This window comes from Microbacterium sufflavum (genome assembly GCF_023101165.1).
Taxonomy (GTDB): Bacteria; Actinomycetota; Actinomycetes; order Actinomycetales; family Microbacteriaceae; genus Microbacterium; species Microbacterium sufflavum.
This window is the reverse complement of record NZ_CP078076.1, coordinates 2,438,528-2,453,363: the sequence shown is the minus strand read 5'-3', so window position 1 is coordinate 2,453,363 and position 14,836 is coordinate 2,438,528. Positions and strand designations below refer to the sequence as shown.

At 71.7% G+C, this 14,836-nt stretch carries 16 protein-coding genes; 8 read left to right on the top strand and 8 right to left on the bottom strand.

Features of this window, described 5'->3' with window-relative positions; genetic code table 11:
* Positions 1-30 precede the first annotated feature (30 nt).
* Positions 31-744, bottom strand: coding sequence for a tyrosine-protein phosphatase (locus KV394_RS11875; RefSeq protein ID WP_247981519.1), 714 nt, complete (start codon positions 742-744; stop codon positions 31-33).
* Positions 741-1,217, bottom strand: coding sequence for a carboxymuconolactone decarboxylase family protein (locus KV394_RS11870; RefSeq protein WP_136036868.1), 477 nt, complete (start codon positions 1,215-1,217; stop codon positions 741-743). Before KV394_RS11870 ends, KV394_RS11875 begins: the two co-directional genes overlap by 4 nt.
* Before the next feature lie 177 nt (positions 1,218-1,394).
* Between KV394_RS11870 and KV394_RS11865 the strand changes: the two genes are divergently transcribed.
* From KV394_RS11865 to KV394_RS11840, 6 genes are all read left to right on the top strand, one after another.
* The gene (locus KV394_RS11865) at positions 1,395-2,321 is read left to right on the top strand and encodes an alpha/beta fold hydrolase (protein ID WP_240745409.1); all 927 of its coding nucleotides are present in this window, start codon (positions 1,395-1,397) and stop codon (positions 2,319-2,321) included.
* Between the two features lie 92 nt (positions 2,322-2,413).
* Positions 2,414-3,934, top strand: coding sequence for an ABC transporter substrate-binding protein (locus KV394_RS11860; RefSeq protein WP_136036870.1), 1,521 nt, complete (start codon positions 2,414-2,416; stop codon positions 3,932-3,934).
* 18 nt (positions 3,935-3,952) lie between these two features.
* Positions 3,953-4,903 carry an ABC transporter permease gene (locus tag KV394_RS11855; RefSeq protein WP_247981518.1) on the top strand — a complete coding sequence of 317 codons (951 nt, stop codon included), beginning with the start codon at positions 3,953-3,955 and terminating at the stop codon, positions 4,901-4,903.
* On the top strand, positions 4,900-5,769 hold the full coding sequence (locus KV394_RS11850) for an ABC transporter permease (RefSeq protein WP_136032608.1): 870 nt from the start codon (positions 4,900-4,902) through the stop codon (positions 5,767-5,769). The genes KV394_RS11855 and KV394_RS11850 overlap by 4 nt, the downstream gene beginning before the upstream one ends.
* Positions 5,766-6,557 carry an ABC transporter ATP-binding protein gene (locus KV394_RS11845; protein ID WP_247981517.1) on the top strand — a complete coding sequence of 264 codons (792 nt, stop codon included), beginning with the start codon at positions 5,766-5,768 and terminating at the stop codon, positions 6,555-6,557. Before KV394_RS11850 ends, KV394_RS11845 begins: the two co-directional genes overlap by 4 nt.
* A complete protein-coding gene (locus tag KV394_RS11840) occupies positions 6,554-7,351 on the top strand; it encodes an ABC transporter ATP-binding protein (RefSeq protein ID WP_136032612.1) in 798 nt (265 codons plus the stop codon). The genes KV394_RS11845 and KV394_RS11840 overlap by 4 nt, the downstream gene beginning before the upstream one ends.
* A gap of 3 nt (positions 7,352-7,354) precedes the next feature.
* Here KV394_RS11840 and KV394_RS11835 read toward each other — a convergent pair whose 3' ends face one another.
* The 4 genes from KV394_RS11835 to KV394_RS11820 all read right to left on the bottom strand — a co-directional run bounded on the left by KV394_RS11835 (position 7,355) and on the right by KV394_RS11820 (position 10,141).
* Positions 7,355-7,972: a GNAT family N-acetyltransferase gene (locus KV394_RS11835; RefSeq protein WP_136036873.1), complete on the bottom strand. Its 618-nt coding sequence runs from the start codon at positions 7,970-7,972 to the stop codon at positions 7,355-7,357.
* Positions 7,973-7,976: 4 nt separating this feature from the next.
* Positions 7,977-8,693 carry a uracil-DNA glycosylase gene (locus KV394_RS11830; RefSeq protein ID WP_136032616.1) on the bottom strand — a complete coding sequence of 239 codons (717 nt, stop codon included), beginning with the start codon at positions 8,691-8,693 and terminating at the stop codon, positions 7,977-7,979.
* On the bottom strand, positions 8,693-9,475 hold the full coding sequence (locus tag KV394_RS11825; RefSeq protein WP_168442850.1) for an SDR family oxidoreductase: 783 nt from the start codon (positions 9,473-9,475) through the stop codon (positions 8,693-8,695). The genes KV394_RS11830 and KV394_RS11825 overlap by 1 nt, the downstream gene beginning before the upstream one ends.
* Positions 9,476-9,538: 63 nt before the next feature.
* Positions 9,539-10,141 carry a hypothetical protein gene (locus KV394_RS11820; protein ID WP_247981516.1) on the bottom strand — a complete coding sequence of 201 codons (603 nt, stop codon included), beginning with the start codon at positions 10,139-10,141 and terminating at the stop codon, positions 9,539-9,541.
* A gap of 208 nt (positions 10,142-10,349) precedes the next feature.
* Between KV394_RS11820 and KV394_RS11815 the strand changes: the two genes are divergently transcribed.
* Both KV394_RS11815 and metX read left to right on the top strand, forming a co-directional pair.
* A complete protein-coding gene (locus KV394_RS11815) occupies positions 10,350-11,672 on the top strand; it encodes a bifunctional o-acetylhomoserine/o-acetylserine sulfhydrylase (RefSeq protein ID WP_136036875.1) in 1,323 nt (440 codons plus the stop codon).
* Between the two features lie 106 nt (positions 11,673-11,778).
* A complete protein-coding gene (gene metX, locus KV394_RS11810) occupies positions 11,779-12,984 on the top strand; it encodes a homoserine O-acetyltransferase MetX (protein WP_136044555.1) in 1,206 nt (401 codons plus the stop codon).
* A 2-nt stretch (positions 12,985-12,986) separates the two neighbouring features.
* Here metX and KV394_RS11805 read toward each other — a convergent pair whose 3' ends face one another.
* Both KV394_RS11805 and KV394_RS11800 read right to left on the bottom strand, forming a co-directional pair.
* Positions 12,987-13,592: an NUDIX hydrolase gene (locus KV394_RS11805; RefSeq protein ID WP_247981515.1), complete on the bottom strand. Its 606-nt coding sequence runs from the start codon at positions 13,590-13,592 to the stop codon at positions 12,987-12,989.
* A 9-nt stretch (positions 13,593-13,601) separates the two neighbouring features.
* The gene (locus KV394_RS11800) at positions 13,602-14,831 is read right to left on the bottom strand and encodes an MFS transporter (RefSeq protein WP_136032628.1); all 1,230 of its coding nucleotides are present in this window, start codon (positions 14,829-14,831) and stop codon (positions 13,602-13,604) included.
* Positions 14,832-14,836 lie beyond the last annotated feature (5 nt).

Sequence of the window (14,836 nt, the reverse complement as noted above, 5' to 3'; positions counted from 1 at the left end):
TGAAGGCTTGCCTAACCTTCCTTCGCGACCTCAGTCGATGGGCTCGACCAGGGCGGCACGCAGGGCGTCGAGCTCGCCCTCGGTCATGCCGTTGGCGCGCAGGTATCCCGCCGCCGAGCCCCAGCGCTCATCGACCTGCGCGAGCAGCCGTCGCATGACGTCGGCGGGCGACTGCGTGGCAAGGGTCACCGCGTGCACCGCCTCCGGGTGCTGTGAGCGCAGATACTCGGCGATGCGCCGCGAGCGCTCCGGCGGCAGCTGAGACTCGGTGAGCGCGTAATCCGCGATCACCGCCTCCCGATCGGCGCCGACGGCCGACAGGGCGAGCGCGACGGTCACCCCGGTGCGGTCCTTGCCCACCGTGCAGTGCACCAGGGTCGGGTCGCCGGCGGCGATGATGCGGACGGCCTCCACCAGCCGGTCGCCGCTCTCCTCCAGCAGGTGAAGGTACAGGTCGTCGAGGCTCACGTCCGACTCGAAGAAGGAGCGGACGGACCCGAGGAAGAGCGGCAGGTGCGTCGTCTCCGGCCCGTCGATCTCGCTCGGCTCCGCGGCGACCTCCTCCCCGTCGCGCAGATCCACGATGCGCGCCACGGCGTCCCGCAGGACAGCGGCCCCGGCGGGCGTCGCGGTGGAGAGCTGACCGGACCGCAGCAGCACACCCGAGCGGATGCGCCCACCTTCCGCCGGCATCCCGCCCACGTCTCGGACGTTCGAGACGCCCTCGACGTCGAGAACGGTCATGACGCGGCCGGTGCGGTGCGCGGCGGCACCGGGTAGCGACCGGCGATGACGATGCGGTTGAACGCGTTGATCGATACGCAGGCCCAGCTCAGCGCGGCGTACTCCTTCTCGGTGAAGACGCTGCCGACCAGGTCGTACACCTCGTCGGAGATGCCGTCCTCCGCGATGAACGTGAACGCCTCGGCGAGCTCGAGCGCCGCCCGCTCCCGGTCGCTGAAGACCCCGCTCTCGCGCCACACGGGGATCTGCGTGAGTGTGTCGGCGTCGATCCCGGCGGCGGCCGCGCGATCGACATGGATGCGCGTGCAATAGCTGCACCCGTTCAATTGCGAGCAGTGGATCATGACGAGCTCCTTGAGCCGGTCATCGATCCCGTTCGCCGCACAGATGGAGCCGACCGTCTTGGAGAACGCGTCGAGGGCCTGATACGCAGCCGGCTCGGTCTTGGAGAGATGCACGCGCTGTTCGGTCATGCCTCCATGATATGGCGCGGTCGAGGCGCAGCGACCGGCGAGCGCGCACACCCGGAAATGCAGAAGGTCAAGCTACTCGCCATGATGTACATCGAAACGAGAAGTAATCGACCGCAGCTTCTTGTCACAATGCTCTCGCATTTCCGCGTCGGCGTGGCAGGGGCGCAGAATAGCCCCGTGGCGATCGACACCAGCGAGTTCACCTATCTTCCCGCACAGGCCGAAGCGCTCGGCGTCCCCCTCCCGGAGGTGCAGCGCCTGACACTACCGCTCGCGGACGGCCGCACCCTCAGCGCCCTCCGGTTCGGCACGGGCGAGCCCCGGATCACGCTCCTGCACGGGGCCGGGCTCAACGCGCACACGTGGGACACGACCGCGCTGGCCCTGCAGCAGCCGGTGCTCGCGATCGACCTCGCCGGTCACGGCGACTCCTCGTGGCGCGACGACGCCGACTACACCCCGCGCGTGCTCGCCGCCGACGTGGCCGCCGCGCTCGACGCCTGGACGACTCAGCCGCAGGTGGTCGTCGGCCAGTCCCTCGGCGGGCTCACCGGCGCCGCCCTCGCCGCGGCCCGCCCCGACCTCGTGGCCGAACTCGTGGTCGTCGACATCACGCCGGGAGTGGACGTGACCGCCGGCCCCGCGGCGCTGCGGGCGTTCTACGAGGGCCCGACCGACTTCGCCACTCGCGACGAGCTGGTCGACAAGGCCATGGCGCTCGGCTTCGGCGGCACCCGCCCCGAGACCGAGCGCGGCGTCTTCCTCAACACGCGTGTGCGCGACGACGGCCGGATCGAGTGGAAGCACCACTTCGCCCACCTCGCGGCGCAGGCGCTGTCGGCGCACGACCCCGGCACCCCGGCCGCCCCGTCCGTCCTGCACGAGACCGGCTGGGACGACCTCGCCGGCGTGCGCTCCCCGCTGACGCTGGTCCGGGCGGAGCGGGGCTTCGTGAGCGCCGAGGACGCCGCCGAGCTGCAGCGCCGCCTCCCCGCCGCCCGCGTGGTGGTGCTCGACGCCACCCACAACGTGCAGGAGACCGCGCCCGCCGAGCTGGCTGCGCTCCTGACCTCGCGCACCACGTCGGCGACCGGCGGAATATGACGTTCCGTTCCGTCGCCGACCCCCGCACCTCCCCGCAACCCTAGGCTCGTCCCACCGGCACACAGCACCTGCCGCACCGAGAGGAAACACCCATGTTCTTTCGTCACCGACGCCTCGCGCTGATCTCCGCACTCGCGGCCACCGCCGTCGTGCTCAGCGCCTGCTCCGGCTCCGCAGAGCCCGGACCCTCCACCGGGACCGGCGAGCCCGATTCGAACGCGACGCTGCACGTGGGGCTCGTGCTCGAGCCCACCAACCTCGACATCCGCCACACGAGCGGCGCCGCCCTCGAGCAGATCCTCATCGACAACATCTACGAGGGCCTCGTCAGCCGCACGCAGGAGAACGAGATCGAGGGGCGTCTGGCCTCGGACTACGAGGTGTCGGACGACGGGCTGACCTACACGTTCACGCTGAACGACGGGGTCGTCTTCCACGACGGCACTCCCCTGACCTCCGCCGACGTCGTGTCGTCGTACGAGACCGTGCGCACCGACGCCACCGTGCAGGGCAACGCCGAGTTCGCGTCGGTCGCCTCGATCACCGCCCCCGACCCGACCACCGTGCAGATCGTGCTGTCCGCGCCGAACCAGAACTTCCTGTTCGCACTCACGGGCCCGGCCGGGCTCGTGTTCAAGACCGGCGACACGACCGATCTGAAGACCGCGGAGAACGGCACCGGCCCGTTCACGCTCTCGCGCTGGAACAAGGGCAGCACCATCACGTTCGCGCGCAACGACGAGTACTGGGGCGACCCGGTGAGCGTCGCCGAGGTCGAGTTCCAGTACATCCCCGACTTCACCGCCGGCGTGAACGCGGCGCTCGCCGGCGACGTCGACGTGCTCACCGCCGTCGACCCGAACCTCGCATCACAGCTGGAGGACTCCGGCGACTTCACCCTCACGAAGGGCCGCACGACCGACAAGGCCACGCTCGCGTTCAACAACAAGAAGGCGCCGCTCGACGACGTGCGCGTGCGTGAGGCGCTGCGCCTGGCGATCGACCACGACGCGCTGATCGAGGCCGTCGGAGCCGGCACCCCGCTGTACGGGCCGATCCCCGAGCTCGACCCGGGCTACGAGGACCTCTCCGACGTGATCTCCTACGACCCGGAGCGCGCGAAGGAGCTGCTGGCCGAGGCGGGGCAGGAGGACCTCGACCTCACGCTCACGATCCCCTCGTTCTACGGCACGACCGTCCCGAAGGTACTCATCTCCGACTTCGACAAGGTCGGCGTGAACCTCGAGGTCGACTCGGTGGAGTTCCCGACCTGGCTCGAAGACGTCTACACCAACAAGGACTACGACCTCAGCTTCGTGCTGCACGTCGAGCCGCGCGACTTCGGCAACTTCGCCAACCCGGACTACTACTTCGGCTACGACAACGCCGAGGTGCAGGACCTGTACGCCCAGGCGCTGGCCGAGGTCGACCCCGACGCGTCGGCGAAGCTGCTCGCCCAGGCCGCCCGCATCGTGTCGGAGGACCACGCGGCCGACTGGCTGTACAACGGCGAGACCATCACCGCGGTCAGCCCGATCGTCTCGGGCTTCCCGGAGGACTCGATCAACTCGCGCATCAACCTGGCGGACGTCACCGTCAGCAGCGCCGACTGAGCGCCCGGTTCCGACCCCGTGCTGCGCTACGCGCTCGTCCGAGGGGTCCTGCTCATCGCAGGGCTCCTCGTGTCGAGCGCGCTCATCTTCCTGACCCTCCGGGTGTTCCCCGGTGACGTCGCCCAGCTCATCGCCGGGACCCAGGCCTCGCCCTCCGAGGTCGAAGCCCTCCGGGAGTCGCTCGGCCTGAACCGTCCCCTGCTCGCGCAGTACACCGACTGGATCGGCGGCATCTTCCGCGGCGACCTCGGCACCTCCCTCCTCTCCGGCGCGTCCGTCGGCGAGGAGCTGCTGCTCAAGGCGCAGGTCACGGTGCCGCTCGGCCTGCTGTCGCTGCTGATCGCGGTGCTCATCGCCGTGCCGTTCGGGATCCTCGCGGCCCTTCTGCGCGGCCGGCGCGGCGGGACGGCGCTCAGCGTCGGTGCGCAGGCGCTCGCGGCCGTTCCGGTGGTCTGGGCGGGCATGATGCTGATCGTGGTGTTCTCCGTGTGGCTCGGCTGGCTCCCGCCGCAGGGCTTTCCGCGCACCGGCTGGTCGACACCGGGCCGGGCCATCGAGGCGCTGCTGCTTCCCGCGCTGACCATCGGGATCGTGGAGGGCGCGATGCTCATGCGGTTCGTGCGCAGCGCCACGCTCCAGGCCGCCGGTCAGGATTTCGTGCGCACCGCCGCGGCCAAAGGGCTCACCCGCACGCGCGCCCTGATCCAGCACGGCATCCCGGCGGTCGGGCTGTCGATCGTGACGGTGCTCGGGCTCCAGGTCGCCGGGATCATCGTCGGCTCCGTCGTGATCGAGCAGCTGTTCACCCTGCCCGGCATCGGCCGGATGCTGGTGGCCGACGTGGGCACGCGCGACCTGATCAAGGTGCAGAGCGAGCTGCTCGTGCTCACCGGGTTCGTCCTGGTCGTGGGCTTCGTGGTCGACCTGCTGCATCGCGCGATCGACCCCAGACAGCGGGAGGCCGCATGACCCCCCGCTGGCTGCACCGGCTGTGGCAGACCGCGACCGGACGCTTCGGCCTGATCGTGGTCGCCGTGATCGCGCTCGCGGCCCTCGTATCGCTGTTCTGGACGCCGTTCGACCCGCGCGCCTCCGACATCGGCGACCGTTGGCTGCCGCCGGGCCTCCCCCACCTGCTGGGCACCGACGACACCGGGCGCGACATCCTCAGTCTGCTGATGGCCGGCGCCCGCACGACCGTGTTCGTCAGTGTCGGCGCCGGCCTCATCGCCACGCTCGTCGGCATCGCGCTCGCGGCCCTCGGAGCGCTCACCACGCGGCTCGTGCGCGAGACCGTGGCCGTGCTCGTCGACATCCTGATCGCCTTCCCGGTGCTGCTCATCGCGATGATGATCTCGTCGGTGTGGGGCGGGTCGCTGTGGGTCGTCATCTGGGCGGTCGGCATCGGGTTCGGCGTGAACATCGCCCGGGTCACGCGCCCCGAGCTGCGCCGCGTGCAGCAGAGCGACTTCATCCTCGCCGCCCGCGCCTCGGGGCTGACACCGGCGCAGACGCTCGTGCGCCACCTGCTGCCGAACGTGGCCCCGGTGTTCATCGTGCAGCTGTCGTGGTCGATGGCGGTGGCCGTGCTCGCCGAGGCCGGCCTGTCCTACCTCGGCTTCGGCGCCTCGGTGGTCGAGCCGAGCTGGGGTCTGCTGCTCGCCGATCTGCAGCGCTACATCGGCGTGCACCCGCTCACGGTCATCTGGCCGGGACTGACCATCACCCTCACGGTGCTGGCGCTCAACCTGCTGGGCGACGGACTGCGCGAGGCGACCGACCCGACCCTGCGGCACCGCGCCGCCGAGACGCACACCCCGGCGGTGGTCGCGTGAGCCTGGTGGTGGAGGACCTGGTCGTCGAGCTCGACGGGCGACGCCTGGTCGACGGCGTGTCGTTCGAGGTGCCCGATGGCGCCAGGGTCGGGCTGATCGGCGAATCCGGCTCCGGAAAGTCGCTCACGGCGCTTGCAGTGCTCGGGCTGCTCCCGGACGGGGCGACCGCGCACGGCAGCATCCGCTGGGACGGCACCGAGCTGATCGGCCTTCCCGACCGGGAGCTCGCGCGGCTGCGCGGCGACGACATCGGCATCGTGTTCCAGGAGCCCCGCACCGCCCTGAACCCGATCCGTACCGTGGGGCGGCAGATCGCCGAGTCGATCCGCATCCACCAGGGTCTCGGGAAGCGCGAGGCCAGGGAGCGCGCGATCGCCCAGGCAGCACGCGTGCGGCTCCCCGCCCCCGAGACCATCGTCGACCGCTACCCGCACCAGCTCTCGGGCGGGCAGCGGCAGCGGGTGGCGATCGCGATGGCCCTCGCCTGCCGCCCTCGGCTGCTCATCGCCGACGAACCCACCACGGCGCTCGACGTGACGATCCAGGCGGAGATCCTGTCCCTGCTGCTGGGGCTCGTGGAAGCCGAGGGCATGTCGCTCGTGTTCATCACGCACGACCTCGCGGTGCTGGCCCAGGTGGCGACCGAGGGCGTGGTGCTCGAACACGGCAGGGTCGTCGAGGCCGCACCCGTGTCGACCCTGCTGAGCACCCCCGCCTCCCCCGTGACGCAGGGGCTGCTGCGCGATGCGACCGCCACCCTGTGGCGGCCGGAAGGCGGTGCGGCATGAGCCTGATCGAGGCGCGCGGACTGCGGCGGGACTTCGTGGTACCGAAGCGCACGACCTTCGAGCGCACGCGGCGGCAGACCGCGCTGGAGCCCACCGACCTCGACGTGGTCGAGGGGTCGTCGGTCGGCATCATCGGCGAGTCGGGGTCGGGCAAGTCCACCCTGGTGCGGCTGCTCCTCGGGCTCGACCGCCCGACCGCCGGAACGGTCGCGGTGGACGGTCGCGCGGTCGACGCCGCGGCCTCCGCCCGGGCGCTGCACTGGCTGCGACGGCAGACCGGGCTCGTGTTCCAGGACCCGTACGCGTCGCTCGACCCCCGCATGACCGCGGGCCAGATCGTGCGGGAGCCCCTGTGGGCCCTGGGCATCGAGGGCGACCACCGGGCACGCGTACGGGAAGTGCTCGCCCAGGTCGGGCTCGAGCCGGACATGGGCGACCGCTACCCGCACGAGTTCTCCGGTGGGCAGCGGCAGCGCATCGCCCTCGCCCGCGCGATCGTGCATCGTCCGCGCATCCTCGTGGGCGACGAGCCGCTGTCCGCCCTCGACGTCACGGTGCGCGCGCAGATCCTCGACCTGCTGCGCGAGCTCAAGGCGACCTCCGAGCTGACGCTGCTGCTCGTCTCGCACGACATCGGCGTGGTGCAGAACCTGTGCGACACGGTCGTGGTGATGAAGGACGGCCGCATCGTCGAGCGCGGTGCGACGGCGGACGTGCTGCTGCACCCCGCGCACGACTACACGCGGGCGCTGCTGGCGGCGATCCCGGTCATCCCCGGGCCTGCGGAGGGCTGAGGTTCAGCGGGAGCGGCCGAACAGCGCGCCGCGACGCGGCCGGGACGGGCGCAGCGCCCGGCGCAGATACACGGTGCCGAGGTCGCGGCCGAACTTGTGTCCGACGCGTCCCATCCGCCCCGCCTCGACGAAGCCGAGCTTCTCGTGCAACCGGATCGACGCCTCGGCCCCGCGGTCGCTGATCACCGCGACCATCTCGCGGATGCCGCGCTGCTCGCACGCCTCGATGAGCGCCTGCAGGAGCGCCGACCCCAGCCCCTTCCCGCCCGCCCCCGGGCCGAGGTAGATCGAGTCCTCGACCGTGTAGCGGTACGCGTTCTTGCCCGCCCACGGCTGCGCCACCGCGTAGCCCAGCACGGCCCCCGATGGCGACACCGCCACCAGGAACGGGAGCCCGAGACGGTCGAGCAGCGCATACTTCTCCCGCCAGGACGGGATCGTGCTGCGGCGCTCGTCGAGCGTGACCGCCGAGTTGCTCACGAAGTGGTTGTAGATCTCGCGCACGTGAGGGAGGTCGGCGGGACGCGCGGGCCGGATGGCGTACGCGAAGACCTCGGGAGCCGGTGCCGGTCGCAGATGGCGCGGCAGCACCCGGCGACGGTCCCCCGGCTCGAACTGCATGCGCTCAGCTTAGGGAGGCCTCCGCCTCGCCCTCCACCCGCCAGTCCACCGGGTCGCCGCCCGCCTCCGCCAGCAGCGCGTTGGCGCGGGAGAAGGGCCGCGAACCGAAGAAGCCGCGGCTCGCCGAGAGCGGCGACGGGTGCGCGGATTCGATCACCGGCGTGTCGCCGAGCAGCGGACGGAGGTTCGCGGCGTCCCTGCCCCACAGCACGGCGACGAGCGGCTGGTCCCGGGCGACGAGCGCACGGATCGCGAGCTCTGTCACCTCCTCCCAGCCCCAGCGGCGGTGCGAGCCCGCCGCGCCCGGCTGCACGGTGAGCACCCGGTTGAGCAGCAGCACGCCCTGGTCGCTCCACGCCGTGAGGTCTCCGTGCGGCGCGGGCGGGAGACCGAGGTCGCTCTCGCGCTCCTTGTAGATGTTCGTCAGACTCCGCGGCAGCGGTCGCACGTGGCGGTCCACCGCGAACGACAGCCCGATCGGATGCCCCGGCGTGGGGTACGGGTCCTGCCCCGTGATGAGCACCCGCACCTCCGACAGCGGCCGCTGGAACGCCCGCAGCACGTTCTCGCCCGCGGGAAGGTAGCCGCGACCGGCCGCCTGTTCCGCACGGAGCCGCTCGCCGAGCGCGGTGATCCGCTCCTGCGCGGGAGCCAGAGCCTCCGCCCAGCCCGGATCGATCAGTCCGTCGCGCGCGAGCTCGGCGAGGCCGCGGCCCGCCATCACTCCGCGGTCCGCACGCGCAGCGGACCCCGCGCGAGCAGGTGCTGGGCGGACTGCGCCACCGGGCGCATCGTGATCAGGTCGAGATTGACGTGTGCGGGAGCCCCCAGCGCGTAGGCGATCACATCGGCGACGTCGTCGGCCAGGAGGGGCGCCTCGACCCCGGCGTACACCGCCTCCGCCGCGACCGCGTCGCCGCCGAGACGGTTGAGCGTGAACTCCTCCGTGTGCACCATCCCCGGTGCGACCTCCACGACCCGGATGGGCTCGCCGTTGAGCTCCTGGCGCAGGGCCCGCACCAGCATGCCCTCGGCCGCCTTCGCCGCGTTGTACCCCGCCCCGCCCGGATACGCCGTCTGCGCGGCGGTCGAGGTCACGAACACCGTGTCGGCGTGCCCGTCCACCTCGGCCGTCGCGCGCAGGAGGGGCAGGAGCCCCGCGACCAGGCGCTGCGTGGCCAGCACGTTCGCGTCGAACATCCACTGCCAGTCGTCGATCGCGGCATCCTCCACGCGGTCCGTCCCGCGCGCGCCCCCGGCGACCTGCACCAGCGCGTGCAGCGGACCCGAACGCTCGAGCTCTCCGACCAGGGCCGACACGGCGGCACCGTCGGTCAGGTCGCACGCGATCACCGAGGCCCCGGTCTCCGCGGCCAGGGCCCGCAGGCGGTCCTCCCGGCGGGCGACGCCGACCACGTCCCATCCCCGCCCCCGCAGCGCGCGCACCGTCGCCGCGCCGATCCCGGAACTCGCCCCTGTCACCACTGCACGTCTGTTCGCCATGCCCTCCACCGTACGATGTCCTCACCCGATTCCCGAGCGACGATCGCCGCGGTGCCGCGAACGTCAGAACAGCGTGGCGGTGCGCGTGTGCACGGTGCCGTCGCTGGGGCTCCCGGTCGAGGTGACCGTCACGGGGATACCCGAGTTCAGCGGCGTCGGACCGAGGATGCCGAACGTGACGTGGGTGACCCCCTGCCCCGCGACGCTGCCCACGTACGCCAGCGTGTACGTTACGGTGCCGTCGCCGTTGTCGGTCACGCCCCCCGCGGTCCAGGTCGGGTCGGTCGCCGGGAGCGCGGGAACGGACGGGCTCGACCCGCCGGCGTTCGCGATGACGACCGGTTGCAGCGCGCCGACGTCGACTCGATTCATGGTGACGGTGACCGTGCCGCTGGTGATGTCCGCCACCGGGATCGTGGCCGCCTGCGTGTCGTCGTTACGCAGCTGGATCGATGCGCCGTAGTACTGCGGGTCCACCCAGGTGCCGCCCTGCATGGTCTCGATCACGAATCGGCCCAGCCCTTCGGCCGACGCCGCCGCGGCCGGCGCGGCGGTCACGAGCGCGATCACCGGCACGGACCAGACCGCGCCCGCCAGCACGGTCCGGCGGGGCAGGCCCCGGGGTGCGTCATCGTGTGCGCCCGCACCGAGATCGTCGACAGTCATGGGGTCTCCTGTCCGCGGGCCCGTCGGCCGCGCCTGGCACGTACGGTAACCGGCACGGCGGCCGAGCGGAAGACCTGCGTCCTCCGCTCGAGGTGAGGAGCGCTGTGTTACGTCACATTTCCCGGCCGCTGTTGACACCGGGGGAAGTTCCGTACTCTCGCTGCAAGGGCACACGCCATCCGACTTCCGACCGTTCCAGGGGGAACACATGTCCGCACCCGAGACCTGGCGTTTCGAGACCAAGCAGATCCACTCGGGCGCCGCACCCGACCCGGTCACGAAGGCGCGTGCGACGCCGATCTACCAGACCACGTCGTACGTGTTCGACAACGCCGACCACGCCGCGAACCTGTTCGCGCTGGCCGAGTTCGGCAACATCTACACCCGCATCCAGAACCCGACCCAGGATGTGCTCGAGCAGCGCCTCGCGGCCCTCGAAGGGGGCACCGGCGCCCTCGTCCTGTCCAGCGGCCAGGCCGCCTCGACCTTCGCGATCCTCAACATCGCCCAGGCCGGCGACCACTTCGTCGCCTCCAGCTCGATCTACGGCGGCACCTACAACCTCTTCAAGTACACGCTCGCCAAGCTCGGCATCGAGGTCACGTTCGTCGAGAACCAGGACGACCCCGAGGAGTGGCGCCGCGCCGTCCGCCCGAACACCAAGCTGTTCTTCGCCGAGACCATCGGCAACCCGCAGATCAACGTGCTCGACATCCGCACGGTCGCCGACATCGCGCACGAGAACGGCGTCCCCCTGATCGTCGACAACACGATCGCGACGCCCTACCTCATCCGCCCGTTCGAGCACGGCGCCGACATCGTCGTCCACTCGATCACCAAGTTCCTCGGTGGCCACGGCACGACCATCGGCGGCGTCGTGATCGACGGCGGCCGTTTCGCGTGGTCGGAGAACGTCGAGAAGTTCCCCGGCCTCACCGAGCCCGACCCCTCGTACCACGGCGCCAGCTACACGGCCGCGGTCGGCGACGCGCTCGCCTACATCATCAAGGCCCGCGTGCAGCTGCTGCGCGACCTCGGCTCCTCCATCTCGCCGCAGAGCGCCTGGAACCTCATCCAGGGCGTGGAGACCCTGTCGCTGCGCATCGAGCGCCACGTGCAGAACGCCCAGGAGATCGCCGAGTGGCTGGACGGCCGCGACGACGTCGCGTCGGTCAACTACTCGGGTCTGCCCTCCTCGCCGTGGTACGCCAAGGCGAATGAGTACGCGCCGAAGGGCGTCGGCGCGGTGCTGTCGTTCGAGCTCAAGGGCGGCGTGGAGGCCGGTCGCGAGTTCGTCAACAGCCTGTCGCTGTTCAGCCACCTCGCCAACATCGGCGACGTGCGCTCGCTCGTCATCCACCCCGCCTCCACGACGCACGCGCAGCTCACGCCCGAGCAGCAGCTCACGGCGGGTGTCACGCCGGGCCTCGTGCGTCTGTCGGTGGGGCTCGAGAACATCGACGACCTGAAGGCCGACCTCGACCAGGCCCTCGCCGCCGCACGCGCCGTCTCGGAGGCCGCCCGCGCCTGAGCGGACCGTCTCACACGGATGCCCCGGACCACGCGGTCCGGGGCATCCGTCGTCCCCGCCGCGTAACCTGCCGCCGGAGCGCCGCCCGCCAGGCGAGAATGGGGGGATGGACTGGCAGACGACCTCCGAGGACACGGTGCCGTCGGCACCCGTGACGGAGGCCGACGTCCGTCTGCTCCGTGCCCGACCGCCCGCGACCGGCGCGTGGCGCGACGGAGACCCCGTGGGCGGGCGCCGCTTCGCCGCCTTCGGGTCGTTCCGCACCGAGAGCGGGGCCGAGCTCCCCGGCATCCGGCTGGCGTACGAGACCTGGGGCGAGCTGAACGCCGCACGCGACAACGCCGTGCTCGTGCTCCACGCGCTCACCGGCGACAGCCACGTGCGCGGCGAGGCAGGAGCCGGACACCCCACGGCCGGCTGGTGGGAGGACATCGTCGGGCCGGGCGCGGCGCTCGACACCGACCGGTGGTTCGTGATCGCGCCGAACATGCTCGGCGGCTGCCAGGGCTCGACCGGACCGGCGAGCATCGCCCCCGACGGCTACGAGTGGGCGTCGCGCTTCCCCTACCTCACGATCCGCGATCAGGTGGCCGCGCAGGTGCGCCTGGCCGACGCGCTCGGCATCGACACCTGGGCGGCGGTGATCGGCGGCTCGATGGGCGGCATGCACGCGCTGGAGTGGGCGGTCACCCATCCCGCCCGCGTCGAGCGGCTCGCCGTGCTGTCCTCGCCACCGGTGACGACGGCCGACCAGATCGCCCTGAACACGGTGCAGCTCGAGACCATCCGCATGGATCCGCGCTTCCAGGGCGGCGAGTACTACGACCTCTCCGACGGCGACGGCCCCCACCGCGGCCTCGCCCTCGCCCGGCGCATGGCCCTGCTGAACTACCGCAGCCCGATCGAGCTCAACCAGCGGTTCCAGCGGTCGTGGCAGTCCGACGTGTCACCGCTCGGGCACGGCGGGCGCTTCGCAGTGGAGTCGTACCTCGACTTCCACGGCAACAAGTTCACGCGCCGGTTCGACGCCAACAGCTACATCACCCTGGTCGAGGCCATGAACTCGCACGACGTGGGGCGCGGTCGCGGTGGTGTGGAGGAGGCACTGCGCGCGGTGACGGCCACGACCCTCGTGCTCGGCATCGACAGCGACCGGCTGTTCCCCGTCGACGGCCAGCAGCGTATCGCCCGCAGCATCCCCACCGTGCTCGACGACGACGCGGTGGTGCTGGCGAGCGACTTCGGCCACGACGGCTTCCTGATCGAGACCGACGCGGTCGGCACGCAGCTGCGACGCCTCCTCGACGCCTGAGCTCACGCCGGGGCGAAGCTCCACGGGCGTGCCGCGGCGTGCAGCGTGCCCTGCTCCCACGCGAAGGCCCGCCCGCCGTCGAGCACACGCGTCTGGAACAGCTCCGCCGCCCCGGCCGACGCGACCGCCGCGGACACCCGGTCGTGCATCGACAGCCGGTGCAGCGTAACCCAGGTGGGCGGGAACAGCGTCCACTCCCCCGACGCGTGTCGGCCGAGGGCCTCCGCCGGGGTGACCCAGGCGAGCTCCGCGACCTCCGCCTCGGACGGCACAGCCTCGGCCCGCGGAGCCTCGGCGAGGAAGAACCAGGTGCGGATGCGGACGGGAGCCTCCGCGGGCGGCCGCCACTCCGACAGGGGCACGAGCCCGTCGATCACGAGGCCCACCTCCTCCGCGGTCTCGCGCACCGCCGCCCGCCGCGCATCGTCCACGCGGTCGGCGCCGTCGCGGCGATCGCCCTGCTCGACCTTGCCGCCGGGGAACACCCAGGCACCGGCGAACGAGCCACGCTCCGGCCGCCGCAGCAGCAGCACGCGGAAGCCCTCGTCGGCGGGTCGCAGCAGCACGGCCGTCCCCGCCAGCGGCAGCTCGTCGTCGGGGATCGTCACCCCGTCACTCTACGACGCGAGTACGACGACCGCTGGGGCGCGACGCGCCTCCACCCGGTACGACAGCAGCGCGATGAGCAGTCCGGCGACCGCGAGCGCGGCACCGGTCCACGCGGGAGCGGTGAAGCCCCAGCCGAGCGCGATCACGACGCCGCCCAGGAACGCGCCGAGGCTGTTGCCGACGTTCAGCGCGGAGTGGTTCATGGCCGCGGCGATCGACTGGTTGTCGCCCGCGACGTCCATGAGCCGCGTCTGGATGGTGGGGCTGAGCACAGACGAGACGAAGCCGACCAGCACCACCAGCAGGCCGAGGCTCACGATCCAGAACGACAGCACCGCGAGCAGCGCGAACACGACGCCCATCGCGGCCAGGCCACCCAGCAGCGTGCGCCGGAGGTCGATGTCGGCGAGGTGCCCGCCGACCAGGTTGCCCGCGGTCATACCCAGCCCCATCAGCACCAGCACGATCGGCACCGCCCACTCGGGCGACCCCGCGACCTCGGTGACCAGCGGCGCGATGTAGCTGTAGACGGCGAAGAATCCGCCGAAGCCGATCGCGCCGACGCCGAGCGTGAACCACACCTGTCCGATGCGGAACACCCCGAGCTCCGCGCGCATCGTGCGACCGGGGTCGCCCGGGTGCGCCGGCACGAACAGGGCGATGCAGAGCGTGGCGAGGGCGAACACCAGCGCGACGACGGCGAACGCGGCACGCCAGCCCCACTGCTGCCCGAGGAACGTGCCCAGCGGCACTCCCACGACGTTCGCGACCGTGAGCCCGGTGAGGATGAAGGCGACGCCCTTCGCACGGTTGCCCGGCCCCATCACCTCCGCGGCCACGAGCGCGCCGATCCCGAAGTAGGCGCCGTGCGGCAGGCCGGCCAGGAACCGCGACGCGCCGACCAGCTCGAACGTGGGCAGCACGACGGTCAGCGCGTTGAACACCGTGAGCGCGAGCGCCAGCACGATCATCACACGGTGGCGCGGGAACCGGGCGACGAAGCCCGCGATCGTCGGCGCGCCGATCACCACGCCGAGCGCGTAGAGCGAAATGAGCCAGCCGGCCTGGCTCAGCGCCTCCTCCTGACTGGTCGCCCAGACGGACGGCAGCAGGTCGGCGGCGATGTTCGGGAGCAGCCCCATCACGACGAATTCGGTCATGCCGATGCCGAAGCTGCCGATGGCGAGAGAGAGGAGCGCCCTCTTCGCCGCACCCCTCGATGCGGTCGAGGGATTCACCGGTT

Bases quoted from the DNA above. Each gene is read 5' to 3' on its own strand.
- KV394_RS11830 (WP_136032616.1), bottom strand. From the start codon at position 8,693: ATGGCGGGCCGCGGCCTCGCCGAGCTCGCGCGCGACGGACTGATCGAT.
- metX (WP_136044555.1), top strand. From the start codon at position 11,779: ATGGACTGGCAGACGACCTCCGAGGACACGGTGCCGTCGGCACCCGTG.
- KV394_RS11840 (WP_136032612.1), top strand. From the start codon at position 6,554: ATGAGCCTGATCGAGGCGCGCGGACTGCGGCGGGACTTCGTGGTACCG.
- KV394_RS11825 (WP_168442850.1), bottom strand. From the start codon at position 9,475: ATGGCGAACAGACGTGCAGTGGTGACAGGGGCGAGTTCCGGGATCGGC.
- KV394_RS11850 (WP_136032608.1), top strand. From the start codon at position 4,900: ATGACCCCCCGCTGGCTGCACCGGCTGTGGCAGACCGCGACCGGACGC.
- KV394_RS11860 (WP_136036870.1), top strand. From the start codon at position 2,414: ATGTTCTTTCGTCACCGACGCCTCGCGCTGATCTCCGCACTCGCGGCC.
- KV394_RS11835 (WP_136036873.1), bottom strand. From the start codon at position 7,972: ATGCAGTTCGAGCCGGGGGACCGTCGCCGGGTGCTGCCGCGCCATCTG.
- KV394_RS11820 (WP_247981516.1), bottom strand. From the start codon at position 10,141: ATGACTGTCGACGATCTCGGTGCGGGCGCACACGATGACGCACCCCGG.
- KV394_RS11870 (WP_136036868.1), bottom strand. From the start codon at position 1,217: ATGACCGAACAGCGCGTGCATCTCTCCAAGACCGAGCCGGCTGCGTAT.
- KV394_RS11875 (WP_247981519.1), bottom strand. From the start codon at position 744: ATGACCGTTCTCGACGTCGAGGGCGTCTCGAACGTCCGAGACGTGGGC.
- KV394_RS11815 (WP_136036875.1), top strand. From the start codon at position 10,350: ATGTCCGCACCCGAGACCTGGCGTTTCGAGACCAAGCAGATCCACTCG.